This window comes from Kribbella sp. NPDC050459 (genome assembly GCF_040655315.1).
Classification (GTDB): Bacteria; Actinomycetota; Actinomycetes; order Propionibacteriales; family Kribbellaceae; genus Kribbella.
On the sequence record NZ_JBFAJQ010000003.1, the window covers coordinates 682,786 to 700,254 of the forward strand.

Sequence of the window (17,469 nt, forward strand, 5' to 3'; positions counted from 1 at the left end):
CTGTCCACCGCGGCCCATCACGGCACCGTGACAGCCGGTTCCTGGAGACTGTCCGTGCGGTGGGACAGAATGACGGGATGCGACTGCCTGTGATGCCGCCGGTCAAGCCGATGCTCGCCAAGCCGGTGAAGGAGATCCCGCGCGGTGAGATGTCCTACGAGCCGAAGTGGGACGGCTTCCGGTCGATCATCTTCCGCGACGGCGACGAGGTGGAGATCGGCAGCCGGAACGAGAAGCCGATGACGCGCTACTTCCCCGAGCTGGTCGAGGCGGTGAAGGCCAACCTCCCGGAGCGCTGCGCGATCGACGGCGAGATCATCGTGATCGGCGCGTCCGGCGACCGCCTGGACTTCGAGGTGCTGCAGCAGCGCATCCACCCGGCGGCGAGCCGGGTGAACATGCTGTCGGAGAAGACGCCGGCCCGGTTCGTCGCGTTCGACCTGCTCGCGCTCGGCGACGACGACTACACCGAGCGCCCGTTCAGCGAGCGCCGCGCGGCGCTGCTGGACGCGCTCGCGACCGTGAAGGAACCGATCCACGTCACCCCCGCGACGGCCGACCCCGAGACCGCGGCGCAGTGGTTCGAGCAGTTCGAGGGCGCCGGCCTGGACGGGCTGATCGCGAAGCCGCTCGACGGCACGTACCAGCCCGACAAGCGGGTGATGTTCAAGGTCAAGCCGGAGCGTACGGCGGACTGCGTCGTCGCCGGCTACCGGCTGCACAAGAGCGGCCCGGACCGGATCGGCTCGCTCCTGCTCGGCCTCTACAACGACGACGGCACGCTGGCGAGCGTCGGCGTGATCGGCGCCTTCCCGCTCGAGCGCCGCAAGGAGCTCTTCCAGGAAATGCAGCCGCTGGTCACCACGTTCGACGACCACCCGTGGGCGTGGGCGAAGCAGGAGGAGGGCGTCCGGACGCCGCGCAACGCCGAGGGCAGCCGGTGGCAGGCCGGCAAGGACCTGTCGTTCGTGCCGCTGCGGCCGGAGCTGGTCGTCGAGGTTCGCTACGACCACATGGAAGGCATCCGCTTCCGCCACACCGCACAGTTCGTCCGCTGGCGCCCGGACCGTACGCCGGAGTCCTGCACGTACGAGCAGCTGGAGGAGCCGGTGAAGTTCGACCTGGCCGACGTCCTCTCCAGCGCCCAGCGCTGATGCTCTACGGCCTTTACACGCGCCTCCTCAGGCGCCAGCTCGCCGGTCTGCCGATGCCGCAGCACGTCGCGATCGCGATGGACGGGAACCGGCGCTGGGCGAAGCGGGCCGGCTACGACGACGTACGGATCGGCCGGTCAGCTGGATCTGTTGCCGGATTCAACGGCGCGTGCGCTGAAGGAGGCCGTCGAGGAGACCCGCGACCGCCCGGACGCCGGTGACCTGACCATCGCGATCGCGTACAGCGGGCGGCTCGAGGTGCTGGACGCCGTGCGGTCGGTGCTCGACCAGGCGGCCGCGGACGGGCGGTCGATCGAGGACGTCGCGGACGCGCTGAGCGAGGACGACATCAGCCGGCACCTGTACGTCCCGGGCCTGCCGGACCCCGAGCTGGTGATCCGGACCAGCGGCGAGCTGCGGATGTCGGACTTCCTGCTGTGGCAGGCGACCGGCTCGGAGATCGAGTTCTGCGACCTGTACTGGCCCGCCTTCCGGGAGGTCGACCTGCTCCGGGCGCTGCGGACGTACGGACGCCGGAGACTGCAACGATCCAGTTGAATACTTTCGGCCCGGACGGGGGCACTATGGAGGTGTACCGACCGGTAAGCAGCGGAGGTGGCACGATGTACGACGTCGTACTGCTCGTCGAACAGGAACTGTCCGAACCTGACGCGAAACGCGTCGTCGAACTCCATCAGGACATGCCCGAGCCGGTCAGGTACCACGTGCTGGTGCCCTGCCACAACGCGGAGGCCGGCGTCGAGGCGTCGATCAGCGCGCTCGGGACCGCGGACCTCTATGGGCCGGGCCTGGCCGGCCAGCGCGAAGACCTCGCCGAGGCTCAGAAGGCGATCGACACCGAGGCGAAGGGCTGCACCGGGCGCAGTGTGCAGCGGCTCCGCGACCTCGGCCGGAACGCCGAGGGCGGGATCTCGCACGACCGGCCGATCGACGCCCTGGTCGCGACCGTTCAGCACGTCCAGGGCCGCGAGGTGATCATCCTGACCCGCCCGCACATCGTCGCGGAGTTCTTCCACCTCGACTGGACGACCTCGGCCCGCCGACACCTCGGTGTCCCCGTGCTCCACCTGCTGGAGCACGACTCCCGGCCGGCTAGTGCGGGAGCAGAGCCGCGTACGTGATGCCGCCGGCCAGGCTGGCGATCAGCAGGGCCAGCGTCGTACGGACCGCACGCTCACCCGTGCGGCCGTAATGACGGCCGTCCTCGGAGTGGTATGCAAGCTTGAACCCGGCGTACCCGGCCGCGAGAACGAGCCCTAACTTGATCATCAGACACCTGCCGCCGCATCCGACTCTCTGAACTGCGTGGAGTACAGATCAGCGTACTCGCCGCCGGCCGCGAGCAGCTGCTCGTGCGTGCCGCGCTCGACGATGTTGCCGTGGTCAACCACCAGGATCTGGTCCGCGTTCCGCACCGTCGACAGCCGGTGCGCGATGACCAGCGACGTACGACCCTCCAGCGCGGTGTCCAGCGCCCGCTGGACGGCGACCTCGGACTCGGAGTCCAGGTGCGCGGTGGCCTCGTCGAGGACGACGATCTTCGGCGCCTTCAGCAACAACCGGGCGATCGCGAGCCGTTGCCGCTCGCCACCGGACAACCGGTGGCCGCGGTCGCCGACGACGGTGTCCAGCCCGTCCGGCAGCGCAGCGACCAGGTCCCAGATCTGCGCGGCCCGCAGCGCGGCGATCATCTCGTCCTCGGTGGCGCCCGGCTTCGCGTAGACCAGGTTGGCGCGGATCGTGTCGTGGAACATGTGCGCGTCCTGCGTGACGTACCCGATGGTGTCGTGCAGGGACTGCAGCGTGACGTCTCGTACGTCGCGGCCGCCGACGCGGACCACTCCCCCGCTCACGTCGTACAGCCGGGCGACCAGGTTCGTGATCGTGGTCTTGCCGGCGCCCGACGGCCCCACGAGGGCGACCATCTGGCCGGGCTGGACCGCGAAGCTGACGTCGCCGAGGACCTGCGCGGAGACGCGCTTGTCGAGAACCGCGACGGACTCGAGGCTCGCCAGTGAGACCTGCTCCGCCGTCGGGTACGAGAACGCGACGTGCTCGAACTCGACACTCGCCGCGTCGCCCGGGAGATCCTCGGCGTCCGGCGCGTCCTTGATCATCGGCTCGAGGTCGAGCACCTCGAAGACCCGCTCGAACGACACCAGCGCGGTCATCACGTCGACACGGACGTTGGAGAGCGCGGTCAACGGACCGTACAGCCGGCCGAGCAGCGCGACGAGCGCGAGCAGGGTGCCGATCGTCAGCGTCTCGCGGACGGCCAGGTTGCCGCCCACGCCGTACACCAGGGCGGTCGCCAGCGCGGCGACCAGGGTCAGCGCGGTGAAGAACACGCGGCCGAGCATCGCGATCCGGATCCCCAGGTCGCGGACCCTGCCGGCCCGCTCGCCGAAGTCGGCGTTCTCGATCGACGGGCGGCCGAACAGCGTGACCAGCAGCGCGCCGCCGACACTGAACCGCTCGGTCATCGCGGTCGACATCTCGGCGTTCAGTTGCATCTGCTCCCGGGTCATCGCGGCGAGCCGCCGGCCCAGCACGCGCGCCGGGATCAGGAAGATCGGCAGCATCAGGATCGCGACGACGGTCAACTGCCAGCTCAGCGCCAGCATCGCGCCGACGACCAGGATCAGGCTGATGACGTTCGAGACCACGCCGGACAGTGTCGAGGTGAAGGCCTGCTGGGCGCCGATCACGTCGTTGTTCAGCCGCGAGACCAGCGCGCCGGTCTGGGTCCGGGTGAAGAACGCGACCGGCATCCGCTGCACGTGCGCGAACACCCTGGTCCGCAGGTCGAAGATCAGCCCTTCACCGATCCGCGCCGAGAACCAGCGCTGCACGAGGCCGAGAACTGCCTCCACGACCGCGAGCAACGCGACGATCAGCGCGAGCGCGGTGACCAGGCCGGCGTTCCCCTTGGAGATCCCGTCGTCGACGATCTTCTTGAACAGCAGCGGCGACGCGATCACCAGGAACGCCGAGACGATCACCAGCAGCAGGAACGCCGTGATGTGCCAGCGGTACGGCTTGGCGAACCGGACGATCCGCCGCAGCGTGCCCTTGGCCAGCTTCTGCTCCAGCACCGACGTGTCCTGGCGCCGCCAGCCCATCGCACCCATTCCGGGGCGCATCATTCCCGACATCCGGCCTCCCTTTCGCCTGATCTTCTCAACATCCGGTGCCCGCGCACACTTCCCGCAACTTTTGGTTGCGCATCCCGGCGGCGATGGTCTACAGTCATGAGCAACCAAAGGTTGCGAAAGGATGAGGGGCATGACCAGGAGCATCGAGCGGGAGATCCGGATCGCGGCCGCGCCGGAGGTGGTGTACGAGGTGGTCAGCTCGCCCGAGCACCTGCGCGAGTGGTGGCCGGACGAGGCCGAGCTCGACGCCGTGCCGGGCGCGACCGGGACCATCGGTTTCAAGCAGGACGACGGCATGATGACGGTTCCGGTGACGGTGATCGAGGCCGAGCCGCCGCGCCGGTTCACGTTCCGCTGGGACTACGACGGCGAGGTCGCCACCGCGGAGAACTCGGTGCTGGTGACGTTCGACCTCGTCCCGGTCGACGGCGGCACGCTGCTCCGGTTCGCCGAGACCGGGTACGACGAAGCCGCCAAGTCCGACGCGGTGCTCGAGGACCACACCAGCGGCTGGGACTACTTCCTCCCCCGCATCGCGCCGTACGTGGACCGGCTGGCGCACCGGCCGTGATCGACGACGAGCTCTGGTCGGCGATCGGCGACCCGACCCGGCGGCGGATGCTCGACCTGCTGCTGGCCGACGGCGGCGGCACGGCGACCAGTCTCAGCGACAAGCTGCCGGTCACCCGGCAGGCGGTCGCGAAACACCTCGGCGTTCTCGACCGGGCCGGACTCGTGCACTCCACGCCGTCCGGGCGCGAACGCCGCTACACCGTGGACGACGAACAGCTCGCCCGCGCGATCAACCAACTTACCGACGTCACCGCGACGTGGGACCGGCGGCTGCAGCGGATCAAGCGCATCGCCGAGTCAATCGAACAACGAAAAGGGGAACAATCATGAGCGACATCCTGCACAGGGTCGGCGTCATTGCGCCGGTGAAGGACGTACACGCGGCTCTCACCACCCTCGACGGCCTGGCCGGCTGGTGGACCGAGGACACCAAGGGCGACCCCGACGGCGTCATCGAGTTCCGCTTCGCCAGCGCGGGCGGCGACGGGTTCGACATGAAGATCCTGGAGACCGCGCCGGAACTTGTCCGCTGGGAGGTCGTCGGCGGGCCGGAGGAGTGGATCGGCACGCACGTCAGCTTCCGACTCTCCCAGGCCGACGAGTACGCGATCGTCCTGTTCAAGCACGAGGGTTGGCGGGAGCCGGTCGACTTCATGTACCACTGCAGCACGAAGTGGGCGACGTTCCTGATGAGCCTCAAGCAGTACGTCGAGACCGGCAAGGGCGACCCGGCGCCGAACGACGTACCGGTCAGCAACTGGCACTAGCCGAAGGCGGCCAGGAGCTCCTTCAGACGGCGTTCCTGCGCCTCCCGCTCGAACCTGAGCTGGTCGTCGTACGAGCGGTCCGCGGCACCGAGCAGCAAAGCCTTGGTCTCGCGGATCGCTCCCGGCAACGGCCCGAGCAGCGCGTCGGACAGGTCCTTCACCGTCGCCTCCAGCTCGTCCGCCGGTACGACGATGTTCGCGAGGCCGAGCTCCTTCGCCTCCGCGGCCTCGACCCAGCGGCTGGTCGTGCAGATCTCCAGCGCCCGGGAGTAGCCGATCAGCTCGACGAGCGGCTTGGTGCCGCCGAGGTCCGGGACCAGCCCGAGCGACGGCTCGCGCATGCTGAAGCGCGCATCCGGCGTGACGACCCGCAGGTCGCAGGCCAGCGCGAGCTGGAAGCCGGCCCCGACCGCATGCCCCTGCACCGCGGCGATGCTGACGATCTCGGGGCGCCGCAGCCAGGAGAAGCCGGACTGGAAGGTCGCGATCAGCTCCAGGACCTCGTCGGTCGGCTTCGCTCCGAGCGTCAGCAGCGGCTCCTGGCCCAGGTCGTTCTCCCCCATGATCAGCCGCCGGTCGAGTCCCGCCGAGAACGACGGCCCCTCCCCCGACACGACGACCACCCGCACCTCGGGCGGCAGCGCCGTACCGAAGTCGGCCAGCGCGCTCCACATCGCCGGCGTCTGCGCGTTCCGCACCTCAGGCCGATCCAGCACCACCCGGGCCACCGGCCCGTCCACCGTCAACCGCAGACCTGTCATGGCGCGGATATTACCCGGAAGTAATCAGGCGAGCGAGATCAGGTCGGCGTACTCGCTCGTCCAGAGGTCCTCGACGCCGTCCGGGAGCAGCACGACACGCTCGGGCTCGAGCGCCTCGACGGCGCCCTCGTCGTGCGTGACCAGCACGATCGCGCCCGTGTACGAGCGGATCGCGTTCAGCACCTCGGCGCGGGAGGCCGGGTCGAGGTTGTTGGTCGGCTCGTCGAGGAGCAGGACGTTCGCCGCGGACACGACCAGCGTGGCGAGGGCGAGGCGGGTCTTCTCGCCGCCGGACAGCACCCTGGCCGGCTTGTCCGCGTCGTCGCCGGTGAACAGGAACGAGCCGAGCACACTGCGCGCCTGGGTCTCGTTCAGGTCCGGGGCGGCGGTCTTCATGTTCTCCAGCACCGTGCGGTTCACGTCCAGGGTCTCGTGCTCCTGGGCGTAGTACCCGAGCTTGAGGCCGTGGCCGTCGATCACCTCACCGGTGTCGGCCTTCTCGATCCCGCCGAGGATCCGCAGCAGCGTGGTCTTGCCGGCGCCGTTCAGGCCGAGCACCACCACCCGGGAGCCCTTGTCGATCGCCAGGTCGACGTCGGTGAAGATCTCCAGCGAGCCGTACGACTTCGACAGCTCACGCGCCATCAGCGGCGTCTTACCGCACGGCGCCGGCGTCGGGAACGCGATCTTCGCGACCCGGTCGGACTGGCGCTCCTCCTCCAGCGACGACATCAGCTGTTCGGCGCGCCGCAGCATCTGCTGCGCGGCGGTCGCCTTGGTCGCCTTCGCGCGCATCTTGTTCGCCTGGTCGACCAGCTGCGACGCCTTCTTCTCCGCGTTCGCCCGCTCGCGCTTGCGGCGGCGCTCGTCGGTCTCGCGCTGGCTCAGGTACGCCTTCCAGCCGACGTTGTAGACGTCGATCTCGGCGCGGTTCGCGTCCAGGTGGAACACCCGGGTGACGGTCTCCTCGAGCAGGTTCACGTCGTGGCTGATCATGATCACGCCACCGGCGTACGACTTCAGGAAGTCGCGCAGCCAGATGATCGAGTCGGCGTCCAGGTGGTTGGTCGGCTCGTCGAGCAGCAGCGTCTCGGCCTGCGCGAACAGGATCCGGGCCAGCTCGACGCGGCGGCGCTGACCACCCGACAGAGTCGACAGCGGCTGGCCGAGCACGCGGTCCGGGAGGCCGAGGTTCGCCGCGATCCGGGCCGCCTCGGACTCGGCCGCGTACCCGCCGGCGGCGTGCAGGTCCGCCTCGGCGCGCTCGTACCGCCGCATGCCCTTGGCGCGCGTCTTCTCGTCCGCGCTGGCCATCGACTTCTCGGCCGAGCGCATCCGCCGGACGACCTCGTCCAGGCCGCGGGCGGACAGGATCCGGTCCCGCGCCAGGACGTCGAGGTCGCCGGTACGCGGGTCCTGCGGCAGGTAACCGATCTCGCCCGACGACGTGACGGTGCCGCTGGCCGGCAGGCCCTCACCGGCGAGGATCTTGGTCAGCGTGGTCTTCCCGGCGCCGTTGCGGCCGACCAGACCGACCTTGTCGCCGGGGCCGACCCGGAACGACGCGGGCGCGAGCAGTTGGCGGGCACCGACGCGAACCTCGAGATGGGAGACAGTGATCATCGGGGTTCGGGCGCGTCCTTACACTCGGCAACTGGTCGATACGGCGGTGTCACGGCACGCCGAAATCCCCCGCACTGAGGTCTAGTGTAGGTGGGATGAAATTCAATCCGGAGGCGGATCTCGACACCAGCGGCGTCGAGGACACCCGCGGCAGTGGTGGCGGCGGCCGCAGCGGTCTGCCGGGCGGGATGATCCCGGTCGGCGGCGGTATCGGCGGCATCATCCTGCTGGTCGTGATCCTGCTCCTGTCCGGCGGCCTGCCAGGCGGAGGTGGCAGCGACGAGCCGGCGGCGCGGAACACGGCGGCGGGCAACCTCGACTCGTGCAAGAAGGGCAGCGACCTGCAGTCGAACTCGGACTGCCGGTTCGTCTTCTACCAGAACTCGATCGAGAGCTTCTGGGCCGCGGAGCTCCCGCGCCGCGGCAAGAAGTACACGCGGGCGCCGATGCGGGTCTTCGAGGGCTCGGTGAACACCGGCTGCGGCCCGGCGACGAGCGCGGTCGGCCCGTTCTACTGCCCGCCGGACAAGCGGGTCTACCTGGACATCGGGTTCTTCCAGACGCTGCAGAACGACCTGGGCGCGCGCGGCGGCGAGTTCGCCGAGGCGTACGTCGTGGCGCACGAGTACGGCCACCACATCCAGAACCTGTACGGCATCCTCGACCGGATCAAGTCCCGCAACGGCCCGGCGTCCGACTCGGTCCGCTCCGAACTCCAGGCCGACTGCCTGGCCGGCATCTGGACCAACCACGCGACCACGGTCCCGAACAGCAGCGGCCAGCCGCTGATCACCGAGCTGAGCGAGGACGACATCGCCCGCGGCCTGGATGCCGCCGCCTCGGTCGGCGACGACCGCATCCAGCAGAAGACCCAGGGCCAGGTCACCCCGGAAAGCTTCAGCCACGGCACCGCCGAACAACGCATGCGCTGGTTCACCAAAGGCATGGACTCCGGCGACATGACCGCCTGCGACACCTGGTCCGCCAACCCGCTGTAACTCCAGTGAACGAAACCGCCCCTGGACTCCGCGGAGTCCAGGGGCGGTTTGCGGTACCTATCCGATCCGTTGCGCCAATGGGTGCGCCGGATCGGGATCGGTGGTGGACGTCCCGGGGAGCCAGGCGACCATGCTCCCGTCCGGCGTCATGGTCATCGACCAGATGGTGAACGGCGGGAACGGCGCCGGATCCTGGACGGACACGCGAGTCCCATCGGCCCGGTCCTGCACCACGAAATGACCCGGCCGAGCTGGAACCACGTCGCTGGCGCCGGGCTCCCACGCCAAGATGTTGGCATCGTTACTGACAGCCAACGGCACACCGGGAATATCCCAGTAGTATCCACCCTGAACAATGTCGGATTCGGTGACCACGCCAGTCCCAAGGCGTTTGACCACGACTGCGGACGAGTCGGGATCGAAGCCCTTCATGAGAAGGGCATTGGAAATGAAGTACCGGCCGTCCCGGCTCAGCTGCATCGGGCCGAACGACAACCCACCCATCTTGTAGTACGGCATACTCACCTGACCGGTCGACGCATTGTAGAACACGTATTCGTTGGCTCCGTTGAAGTAAGGACTCCGATTGTCGTTCACCGTCATCGTATAGACGATGGTATTGCCGTCACCCGGCATCCCGGTCATGTTGGCGGAATCGCAGACCAGACTCGACGTACACATGTCGATCCGCTGGACCGCGCTGCCCTTAACTGCCCGGAATATCTTTCGAACATCCCCCTGCGGGTATCCAGGGTCCTCGACCAGAGTATTCAAGGCCAAGATGCTTCCGGAGTCCGACAGCGCGATGCGCTCGACAGGTGCCGAGATTCCCGGGTCGGCAGTCCACACCGCGTGCTCGTCGAAGTCGTAGACCATGACCTTGCGCGCCGGACCGTCCCCATCCACGATGTAGGCGATATAGCGGCCATTGGCAGCGCTCGCGAGCTTCGGCTTCGGACGACCGAAGCCACCGGATAACGGGTCGACCGCCGCTGAGATCATCTGTGGTGAACGGGCGTCCGCCGCACGCGAGGCCAGCTCGACCTCGCCGTTGGCCAGGTCTCTACGGACGAGGTAGAAGTTGCCGTCCCGCGGGATCCCGGGCGGCCCGACCTCGTCCGGGGTCAGGCTCAACGGGAAGAACGCGTAGCGGCCGTCGTCGGAGAGCTCGACCCCGACGGTGCTCGTCTTCCCGTCCATCCCGCGCATCAGATCGTTGGCGCCCGGATTGTCGATCAACGGACTACCGGCGACGACCGGCTGCGACGTACCAGGCCCGCTCTGCCCAGCGGCGGTGACAGCGAAGACGCTGACCGTGTAGCTGACGCCGGCCCGTAGGCCACCGATGACCGTGCTCAGGTTCGAACCGGGGACGGTGTGCGAGCCTGTGTCCGGCTCGGTGGTCAGGACATAGTGGTCGATGGGGTTGCCACCTGGCTGCGAGGGCTCCCGCCAGGTGACCAGGGCGGCCAGGTTGCCGGGGGTGGCGGTGACGTCTCGGGGTGGGGTCGGGACATGAGGGCCGACATAGATCCCGGCTTCCGCCGTGAGCTCGCCGTGGTCGCCGTTCGGCGGGACCAGGGCCTGAACCTTCACGACGCCATCGGCGACCGCGTCGTAGACTCCGTCCTGGGTGACGGTCCCGGGTCCCTTCACGACGCTCCATGTCGCGGGCTCGTCCGGATAGCCGAAGATACGGCTGTTGAAGTCGATCGTCTCGCCCACTGCCAACTCCGCGCTCGGCGGATCAATCAGCACGTTGCGGATCGGTCCACCCGAGTCGAAGACCTGCTGCTCCCAGCGGAACCCTTCGAACTGCTGGTGCAGGACGTTCTTCGTGGCCAGATCTGCCGTCAGACCACCAGTGAGTTGGACTCCGAGGAAACCTGCGATGAACGGGTTCTTGTCTGTGTCCGCCTCGGCCCGAGCGTACGGCTTTGCGGTGATGTACGGACCGGCCGTTCCGTAGAACAGCAGCATGATGTCGGGTTCGAGGGCGAGCGTTTCGTCGATGTTGCCGAACGCGTCGAGGTGCGGTTCGGAGACCAGGCTCTGGTCGCCGAACGGCTCATCGCTCAGCGTGTTGCCGTTGCGGCGAATGCGATCTCCGAACTGACCGGATGAATGGCCGACGAGTCTGATGCCTGCTCGGCCTTCGACGGTCAGCACCACGTACACGTCGACGCCCGGACACATTTCGACCGGGAGACGGCCGAGGTACACCGCAACGCAGGCGCCCCGCAGGTGCCCAATCGGGATGCGGCGTTCCTTCTCGCCTCTCCAGAACGACTGGTCGACCCTGTACTCGATGTTGGTGTCGGCCTTGATCGTGTACTCGCTCTGGGGCGAGCCGGGTCCGCCGTTGACCTCGAACGACGGATCCAGCGAGCCCGCGATCTCCACGTGCACACCATGGTCGATGTCCGCGGAGAACTCGAAAGTGAACTTTCCGTCGTGCAGCCCGAAGGTCGGCGGGTCGACTGTTGCCGAGGTGCCGGCGCGGGCTCGCGGGGCTCCCTGCCGTAGCGTCTTGCCCTTCACCGTCGGGTGCCGCAGCGTCGCGCCCGGAGTCTCTTGCTGGAACCGCAGGCCGTCGGAGTCCTTGATCTTGATGTCGCGGGACAAGGCGCCATCGGACACGACGTCGGGCAACGACGCGTCTTCGGTTTGGAAGACCAAGACCGTGCCGGTGTCGACCCGTAGGACCTTGCGGAGCAGTCCCTCTGGGGTTGCTGGGCTCGAGGTGGCGACGACGATGGCGCCCGCCTGGATGGCGTTGAGCTGTGCGTTCGGATTGGTCACGGAGATGCTCGTGGTGCCAACGTTCGCGATTCGGCTCATCGAGTCAGCGGTCAGGACGATCGGGTCCTGGGCAACGGCGATGGTCGGCTTGATCGGCCTGGAAGCTGCTGTCGGCAGGCCGGCGCCGTGCATGTTCAGCGCCGAGACGACGAAGGTGTACTGCGTCTGCTGATCGAGCCCGTCGACCGCGGCGGACAGCGAGGTCGTGTCGACGACCCGTCCGCCGGGGCTGACCGTCACGCGGTAGCCCGTGATCGGGGCGGAGCCGGTGTCGATCGGCGGTTCCCAGGCCACGGTGATCGTGCCGTTCTCGGCGACTGAGGCTTGCAGATCGGTTGGTGCGTTGGGCGGCCGGGTCGCTGATGGCGTGCCGGTCGCCACGGACCAGTCGCCGGTACCGGTTTTGTTGCGGGCTCGGACCTTGACGGTGTACATCGTGCCGTTGTCGAGGCCGGTGAAACCGGTCACGGTCGTGCCGGCGGGGATGACAATCCGGTGGTCCCCTGGGTTGGCGGTGACCTCGTAGTCGAGGATGTCGGCGCCGCCGTCGGCCGGTTGGACCCACTGGATGTCCAGGCGGCCGTCGAGCTGGAAGAGTGCGAGATCCATTGGTTTCAGGGGGACTTCGGCAACCTTCGGGATCACCGGAACTGCCATCGACGCCGTCGAGCCGTTGGCGTTCGTTGCCGTGACCACGACTTTGTAGAGCTGGCCGTTCGTCAGGCTGGGCAGTGTTGCACTGTGTTGGTCACCAGCAACAGTCACCGGCGTCGTGGCCGGGACTGTCGTGACCTTGTAACTGGCCACCTGATCGACCGCGCCCTCTGGTGCGGACCACGTCACCACCGCCTCGCTGTCCCGACCGAGAGTGTTCGTGATGAACGGCGCGCCGGGTGGAGCGGGCGCCGCCGGCTTGATCGCCTGCGACGCCGCGGAGTAGTCCGACGCGCCCGCCGCTGTCTTCGCGCGAACCTGGAACGTGTACGCAGTACCGTTCGTGAGTCCCTGCACGACGACGGAGGTGCCAGTGCTGGTCGACGCAGTCTGACCCCCGGGAGACGTCAGTATGTCGTATCCAGCGATCGGGAGATCCCCCGAGTCGGCCGGCGGATCCCAGCGGACCTCCACGGCCCGGTCGCGGGCGCCTCCGGTGACGTGGAGCGGCGGCTGCGGCTTCGACGGCGCGACGGCGTACGCCTGGATGTCGACGTACAGGCGAACGCCGGCGTTGGTGCCGTTGACGATGCTGACCGTTCCGGTGGGGCTGACACGGGCCCAGACCAGGTTGAAGGAGAGCGTGTTGGCGGACGGCGGCGCAACGTCCGTCACTCCGGTCGGCCGGGTCTCGTTCCCCGGATACGTCACGACCTCACCACTGGTGGTCGAGCCGTAGGCAGTCACTCGCAGGGCAGCGAACGTCACGCCGCTCGCCGGGAGACCGGCTCGACCGAAGAGCTGCAGAGTCTGTACGCCGTTGACAGGTACCAACGCCGCCGAACCTGAGTCGAGCACGCGCTGCTGCGCGACGGGGACGGATCGCAACGAGATCGCCGCGGGATTCGTCGCGGCCGTGAAGTAGCCGACGACGTCGACGGTGTAGTGCGTCGTGCCCGAGGAGACATTGAAGAGCGTCAGGCTGCCGGTGCTCGAGAGCTGGACGACGGCACTGTTCGTGTACGGCTTCGCGGCGCCGAAGTTGCCGTGGTAGGCGCTGGGGCGGGCGCTGCCGCCTGGGTACAACGTCCATCCACCGCCGCCCGTCGGCGTCCAGGCGGTGACGTTGACGACGGCGGCGGTGATGTTCGCCGCCGCCGGCAGACCACCCTTCGACGCGATGGTGACGGTGATCGCGGAGTTGGCCGGGACCGGCGTGTTGGTCGTTACCCCGATCCGGCTCCTGGTGTCGATGACCCGCGCCTGGCGCAGCGGGACGAAGCGGTTGCCGGATGCCTGCGACGATGCGTCGGTGTAGTAGCCCGTCACGTCGGCGAGGATCCGGACCGTGCCGGCGCTGCCGTTCTTGAAGCTGATCGCACCCGCGGAGTTCACCCGAACCGTCGAGGACGACGAGGTCAATCCGCTGTTCGCGTAGAAGTAGAAGTTCGGCGCGCTCGGCGCGGCCTCACCGGCCGGCCAGGCGAACATCGACCCGGTCGCCGTCGGCGAGATGGTGACGATGTTCACCTGGACGGCGCTGACTCCGGTCGTGGGGACGCCTTTGCGGCCGGTGAACTGGACCGTCACGGTTCCCTGGGCGGGGACCGGCGTCGTGGTTGGGACGCCGATACCCGTTCCGGTGTCCAGCATTCGCTGTGGTGGCGACAACGGCAGGTATTGTCCGGGCCCAGCGTTGGGCACCGTCGTCGCGGTGGCCGCGACATTCCGGCTTTGTCCGGCCGAATCCGCCTCGGCGGCCGGTGCCAGAGAATTCGCGAGGCCGAGAATCAGGCATAACGACAGAAGTATTCGTGCAATTGACTGCACTGAAACCCCCAGCTAGAGCGGCCCCCGGAGCAGGCAAACTCTAGCAACGTGCAGGCACGCTCCGCAGTCGAATTGCAGCTTGTTGCAACGACAATCCGACTGCTGTCACGAGCGCGTCAGGCGACCTGGGCCGGGCGGTGGTAGCCCGGGAGTAGTTCGTCCACCAGGGCGTCGGTTTCCGCCTCGGGGCCGCGGGGGCCGCCGTGGCGGGTGAGGGCGGCGTACATCTGGCCGGCCACGTTGGTGACGTCGGCGGTGGTGCCGAAGTGGGCGGCCAGGCGGAGTGTGGCTCGCCACAGTTCCTCCGACGCCGGCGAGAAGCTCAGGCCGGTCTGGAGGGCCGTGCGGGCCATGGTGCCGTCGTTGTGGTTGAGCGACGCCTCGGCGAGCCGCAGTGCGGCGTCGACGACGGCCTCCGCCATCCTGCGCTCGATGCCGGACGCGGCGAGCCACGAGTAGCGTCCGCCGGGCAGGTTGGACCAGGCGGGGCCATGCACCAGGCTGAGCGCCGTCGACAGCGGGCCGCGCGGGTCGTCGATCATCGACGCCTGCTTCGCGAGCGTGCGGAACACGTCCCAGTCGACCCGGACGACGCTGCGGTTGAGCATCCAGCGGCCGGACTCGTCGGCATACATCGCGTCCACACCGACCCAGCGCCGGGTGTGCTCCAGCGCCGCGTCGCGCAGCTCCTGGCTGATGCCGCGCGGCCAGATCGCACCGGCGAGCACGTTCGGGTGGACGCCGTAGTCCTGGCTGGCCAGGAACGCGATGATCTCCGTCGACAGCGCGACCCGGCCGTCGTCGATGACCCCGCGGGCGTCGACCTCGACCGGCCCGAGCAGGTCCACCTCGACCGGAGCCGGCCGGCTCAGATCCATGGTGGAGAACTCGTACGCCGGCATGTCCTGCTCCGACCGGCGCTTGTCGCGCGCATCGGCCTCGGCCGCGTCGAACAGCGCGACCAGGTCGGCGAACTGCTCCGGGTTGACGCTGTGCGCGTCCACCTCGAGACCGAGCAGCCGGCAGACGGCCTGGTTCTTCTCGTCCACGACGAACCGCCACGGCGAGTTCAGCACGTCGCCGACCACGACCGCCGAGATGCTGCGCTTGGTGTCGGCGGCCAGCCGGTTCAGCTGGTCCTGCTCCTCCGGCGACGGCGGCGCGGACAGGAAGATGACCTCCGGGCCCCACAGCGCCGCGTCCGGATGCGTCATCCGGGCCTCGGCGACCGAGCCGGCGTCCCGACGCTGGCAGGCCTGCACCTGCGCCTCGGTGCGCCGTACGACCTCGCCCATCGCGTCGTCGAGGCGGACCCAGTAGCTGAGCCGCGCCGGCGCCAACGACGACAGGTCGTCGCCGAACCCGACCATGCTGATGTGCGCGCCCTCGGACCACAGGTTCGTCGCGAGCTCGACCGCGAGCGATCCGACCACGTCGCGGGAGGCGTTGTTCACGCCGCCGAACGCGACGATGCCGTTCGCCGTGTCGAGGTCGATCAGCACCGTGGCGCCGTCGGCGTTCTGCCCGACCGTGACCAGCGTCGGGTACGGCGCCGGCGCGTTGACCTCACCGGTCGGGCCGTAGCCGCGGCGCAGCGTCCACCGGGTGCCGTCGGCGATCGCCTGCCACGGGCCGGGGGGCTCGGGCTGCGCGCCGTACGGGTCGAGGACGAGAGTGAGCGCCCTGTCGGTCACCAGCGCGGCGACGACCTTCGGCATCGGCCGCTGCAGCTGGGTCATGTCCGCACCCAGCTTGCGCAACGAGTTGTCGACGAACTGGGCGGTCGGCACGTCCGACGCCAGCCGCAGGCCGACCTCGGTCTGCCGGTGACCGGCAGCCTTCGGGCCGGGGCCCTGCGCCCAGCCGCGGCGGCGCTTCAGCGCCAGTGCCAGACCGGCCGCGAGCAGCGTCGCGCCGAACCCGTACATCCCGGCTTCCTGCAGGCTGATGCCGTCGTCGGCCGCGACCGGAGTCGCCTCCGGGACGCGGGTGCCACCCGCGGCCGGTTCGCCGTGCTCGGACTGGCCGGCGCCCGGCGCATGCGGCTCGACGGTGACGCTCGGCTCCCCCGGCTTGACGTTCTTCGCACCCGGATCGTTCTTCGCGCTGCCGATCCCGATCGACGACGGCTTCTCCATCCCTTGCTCGGAGAAACGTCCCGGGCCGGTCGTCTTCGTCTCGGGCGTCGTCCTGGTCTCGGTCTTGTTCTCGACCGTGACCTTCGGCTTGACCGCCGTCCTGGTCTCGGTGGTCGACTTGGTCGTCTTGGTGCTGACCGTCGACTTGGTGTGGTCGCCGATGCTCACGCGGACTGTGTGCACGCCCGGGCCCTTGGCGTCCGCGGGCAGCCGCACCTGCCAGCCCGGCAGGATCAGGTCCGGGTTGGTCAGCCGGCGGCCGTCGGGCTGCAGCTTGTTCTTGTTGAGGTCGTAGATCTCCTTGTACCGACGGCCCTCGCCCAGGTAGCGCTCGGCGATGTCCCACAGGCAGTCGTAGTTGCGTCCCGACGGCGGGCGGACCTCGGTGTACTTGACGACCTGACCCTTGTGGTCGTTGTTCGTCCGGACGCCGACGCTCGTCTTCGAGTGCTGGCTGCTGCCGCTGAGGACCGTGCTCGCCGCCTCGGTCTGCCGGAACTGCGACCCCGAGGACTCGTGCTTCACACTCACGGACGTCGGCGCGGCCGGGCCGCCCGTGGTGACCGCGCTCGCGACCGGCAGGCTGACACCGGCACCCGCGGCGATCAGTACGACGGTGCCGATCAGGCGACGGGCCAGCACCTGCGAACCGCCGCCGAGCGGGACCCGCGGCGAGAGCCCGAGGCCGCGGATCTCAGCGACCGCCTCCGCGACCAAGCAGACCACGAAGTGCAGCCACGCGATCCAGATGAAGAACGCGATGATGCCCAGCACGGTCTCGACGCTCAGCTCGCTGAACAGCATGCTCTTGCTGGGCATCGTGTCCGGCCACGGCGTACCGAAGAAGCGCAGCAGCACGTACGGCACACCGCCGACGATCGCCAGGATCGCGAGCAGCGCGACGAAGCCCTTCAGCCGATCCGCCCCCGGACTCCCCGACCGCCGCTGCGGCAACCGCGCCGCCTGCACAGGCTCGTTCGTCCTAACCATCAC

General features: G+C 68.8%; 13 protein-coding genes. 7 read left to right on the top strand and 6 right to left on the bottom strand.

The genetic code is table 11. From position 1 onward, the window contains the following. The first annotated feature begins 77 nt into the window (after nucleotides 1-77). The 3 genes from AB0I12_RS14490 (at nucleotide 78) to AB0I12_RS14500 (ending at nucleotide 2,296) form a co-directional block, all read left to right on the top strand. The gene (locus AB0I12_RS14490) at nucleotides 78-1,154 is read left to right on the top strand and encodes an ATP-dependent DNA ligase (protein ID WP_359929203.1); all 1,077 of its coding nucleotides are present in this window, start codon (nucleotides 78-80) and stop codon (nucleotides 1,152-1,154) included. A 150-nt stretch (nucleotides 1,155-1,304) separates the two neighbouring features. Beyond that, nucleotides 1,305-1,712: an undecaprenyl diphosphate synthase family protein gene (locus AB0I12_RS14495; protein WP_359929205.1), complete on the top strand. Its 408-nt coding sequence runs from the start codon at nucleotides 1,305-1,307 to the stop codon at nucleotides 1,710-1,712. Between the two features lie 65 nt (nucleotides 1,713-1,777). Beyond that, a complete protein-coding gene (locus tag AB0I12_RS14500; RefSeq protein ID WP_359929206.1) occupies nucleotides 1,778-2,296 on the top strand; it encodes a hypothetical protein in 519 nt (172 codons plus the stop codon). Here AB0I12_RS14500 and AB0I12_RS14505 read toward each other — a convergent pair. Further along, complete coding sequence (locus AB0I12_RS14505) at nucleotides 2,268-2,444, bottom strand: hypothetical protein (protein WP_359929208.1); 177 nt, start codon at nucleotides 2,442-2,444, stop codon at nucleotides 2,268-2,270. The genes AB0I12_RS14500 and AB0I12_RS14505 overlap by 29 nt on opposite strands. Then, the gene (locus AB0I12_RS14510; RefSeq protein WP_359929762.1) at nucleotides 2,444-4,321 is read right to left on the bottom strand and encodes an ABC transporter ATP-binding protein; all 1,878 of its coding nucleotides are present in this window, start codon (nucleotides 4,319-4,321) and stop codon (nucleotides 2,444-2,446) included. The genes AB0I12_RS14505 and AB0I12_RS14510 overlap by 1 nt, the downstream gene beginning before the upstream one ends. A 139-nt stretch (nucleotides 4,322-4,460) precedes the next feature. Here AB0I12_RS14510 and AB0I12_RS14515 point away from each other — a divergent pair, with 139 nt between their 5' ends. Genes AB0I12_RS14515 through AB0I12_RS14525 form a run of 3 tightly spaced genes read left to right on the top strand, consistent with a single transcriptional unit; the run spans nucleotide 4,461 to nucleotide 5,670 of the window. Then, complete coding sequence (locus AB0I12_RS14515; RefSeq protein ID WP_359929210.1) at nucleotides 4,461-4,901, top strand: SRPBCC domain-containing protein; 441 nt, start codon at nucleotides 4,461-4,463, stop codon at nucleotides 4,899-4,901. Then, nucleotides 4,898-5,233 carry a metalloregulator ArsR/SmtB family transcription factor gene (locus tag AB0I12_RS14520; protein WP_359929212.1) on the top strand — a complete coding sequence of 112 codons (336 nt, stop codon included), beginning with the start codon at nucleotides 4,898-4,900 and terminating at the stop codon, nucleotides 5,231-5,233. Before AB0I12_RS14515 ends, AB0I12_RS14520 begins: the two co-directional genes overlap by 4 nt. Next, nucleotides 5,230-5,670, top strand: a complete 441-nt coding sequence (locus AB0I12_RS14525) for an SRPBCC domain-containing protein (RefSeq protein WP_359929214.1) — start codon at nucleotides 5,230-5,232, stop codon at nucleotides 5,668-5,670. Before AB0I12_RS14520 ends, AB0I12_RS14525 begins: the two co-directional genes overlap by 4 nt. On the opposite strand, the gene AB0I12_RS14530 is transcribed toward AB0I12_RS14525, so the two are convergent. After that, complete coding sequence (locus AB0I12_RS14530) at nucleotides 5,667-6,431, bottom strand: enoyl-CoA hydratase/isomerase family protein (protein WP_359929216.1); 765 nt, start codon at nucleotides 6,429-6,431, stop codon at nucleotides 5,667-5,669. The genes AB0I12_RS14525 and AB0I12_RS14530 overlap by 4 nt on opposite strands. 24 nt (nucleotides 6,432-6,455) lie before the next feature. Continuing rightward, nucleotides 6,456-8,054 carry an ABC-F family ATP-binding cassette domain-containing protein gene (locus AB0I12_RS14535; RefSeq protein ID WP_359929218.1) on the bottom strand — a complete coding sequence of 533 codons (1,599 nt, stop codon included), beginning with the start codon at nucleotides 8,052-8,054 and terminating at the stop codon, nucleotides 6,456-6,458. Between the two features lie 95 nt (nucleotides 8,055-8,149). On the opposite strand from AB0I12_RS14535, the gene AB0I12_RS14540 reads away from it, so the two are divergent. After that, a complete protein-coding gene (locus AB0I12_RS14540; protein WP_359929219.1) occupies nucleotides 8,150-9,052 on the top strand; it encodes a neutral zinc metallopeptidase in 903 nt (300 codons plus the stop codon). Between the two features lie 57 nt (nucleotides 9,053-9,109). On the opposite strand, the gene AB0I12_RS14545 is transcribed toward AB0I12_RS14540, so the two are convergent. Together AB0I12_RS14545 and AB0I12_RS14550 are read right to left on the bottom strand one after the other, a co-directional pair. Beyond that, nucleotides 9,110-14,098: a fibronectin type III domain-containing protein gene (locus tag AB0I12_RS14545; protein ID WP_359929220.1), complete on the bottom strand. Its 4,989-nt coding sequence runs from the start codon at nucleotides 14,096-14,098 to the stop codon at nucleotides 9,110-9,112. A gap of 356 nt (nucleotides 14,099-14,454) precedes the next feature. Continuing rightward, nucleotides 14,455-17,466, bottom strand: a complete 3,012-nt coding sequence (locus AB0I12_RS14550; protein WP_359929222.1) for a hypothetical protein — start codon at nucleotides 17,464-17,466, stop codon at nucleotides 14,455-14,457. Between the last annotated feature and the right edge of the window lie 3 nt (nucleotides 17,467-17,469).

Excerpts from the sequence above, each read along its gene's own strand:
- AB0I12_RS14525 (WP_359929214.1), top strand. The coding sequence starts at position 5,230 with ATGAGCGACATCCTGCACAGGGTCGGCGTCATTGCGCCGGTGAAGGAC.
- AB0I12_RS14550 (WP_359929222.1), bottom strand. The coding sequence starts at position 17,466 with ATGGTTAGGACGAACGAGCCTGTGCAGGCGGCGCGGTTGCCGCAGCGG.
- AB0I12_RS14500 (WP_359929206.1), top strand. The coding sequence starts at position 1,778 with ATGTACGACGTCGTACTGCTCGTCGAACAGGAACTGTCCGAACCTGAC.
- AB0I12_RS14490 (WP_359929203.1), top strand. The coding sequence starts at position 78 with ATGCGACTGCCTGTGATGCCGCCGGTCAAGCCGATGCTCGCCAAGCCG.
- AB0I12_RS14515 (WP_359929210.1), top strand. The coding sequence starts at position 4,461 with ATGACCAGGAGCATCGAGCGGGAGATCCGGATCGCGGCCGCGCCGGAG.
- AB0I12_RS14535 (WP_359929218.1), bottom strand. The coding sequence starts at position 8,054 with ATGATCACTGTCTCCCATCTCGAGGTTCGCGTCGGTGCCCGCCAACTG.
- AB0I12_RS14505 (WP_359929208.1), bottom strand. The coding sequence starts at position 2,444 with ATGATCAAGTTAGGGCTCGTTCTCGCGGCCGGGTACGCCGGGTTCAAG.
- AB0I12_RS14540 (WP_359929219.1), top strand. The coding sequence starts at position 8,150 with ATGAAATTCAATCCGGAGGCGGATCTCGACACCAGCGGCGTCGAGGAC.
- AB0I12_RS14510 (WP_359929762.1), bottom strand. The coding sequence starts at position 4,321 with ATGATGCGCCCCGGAATGGGTGCGATGGGCTGGCGGCGCCAGGACACG.
- AB0I12_RS14530 (WP_359929216.1), bottom strand. The coding sequence starts at position 6,431 with ATGACAGGTCTGCGGTTGACGGTGGACGGGCCGGTGGCCCGGGTGGTG.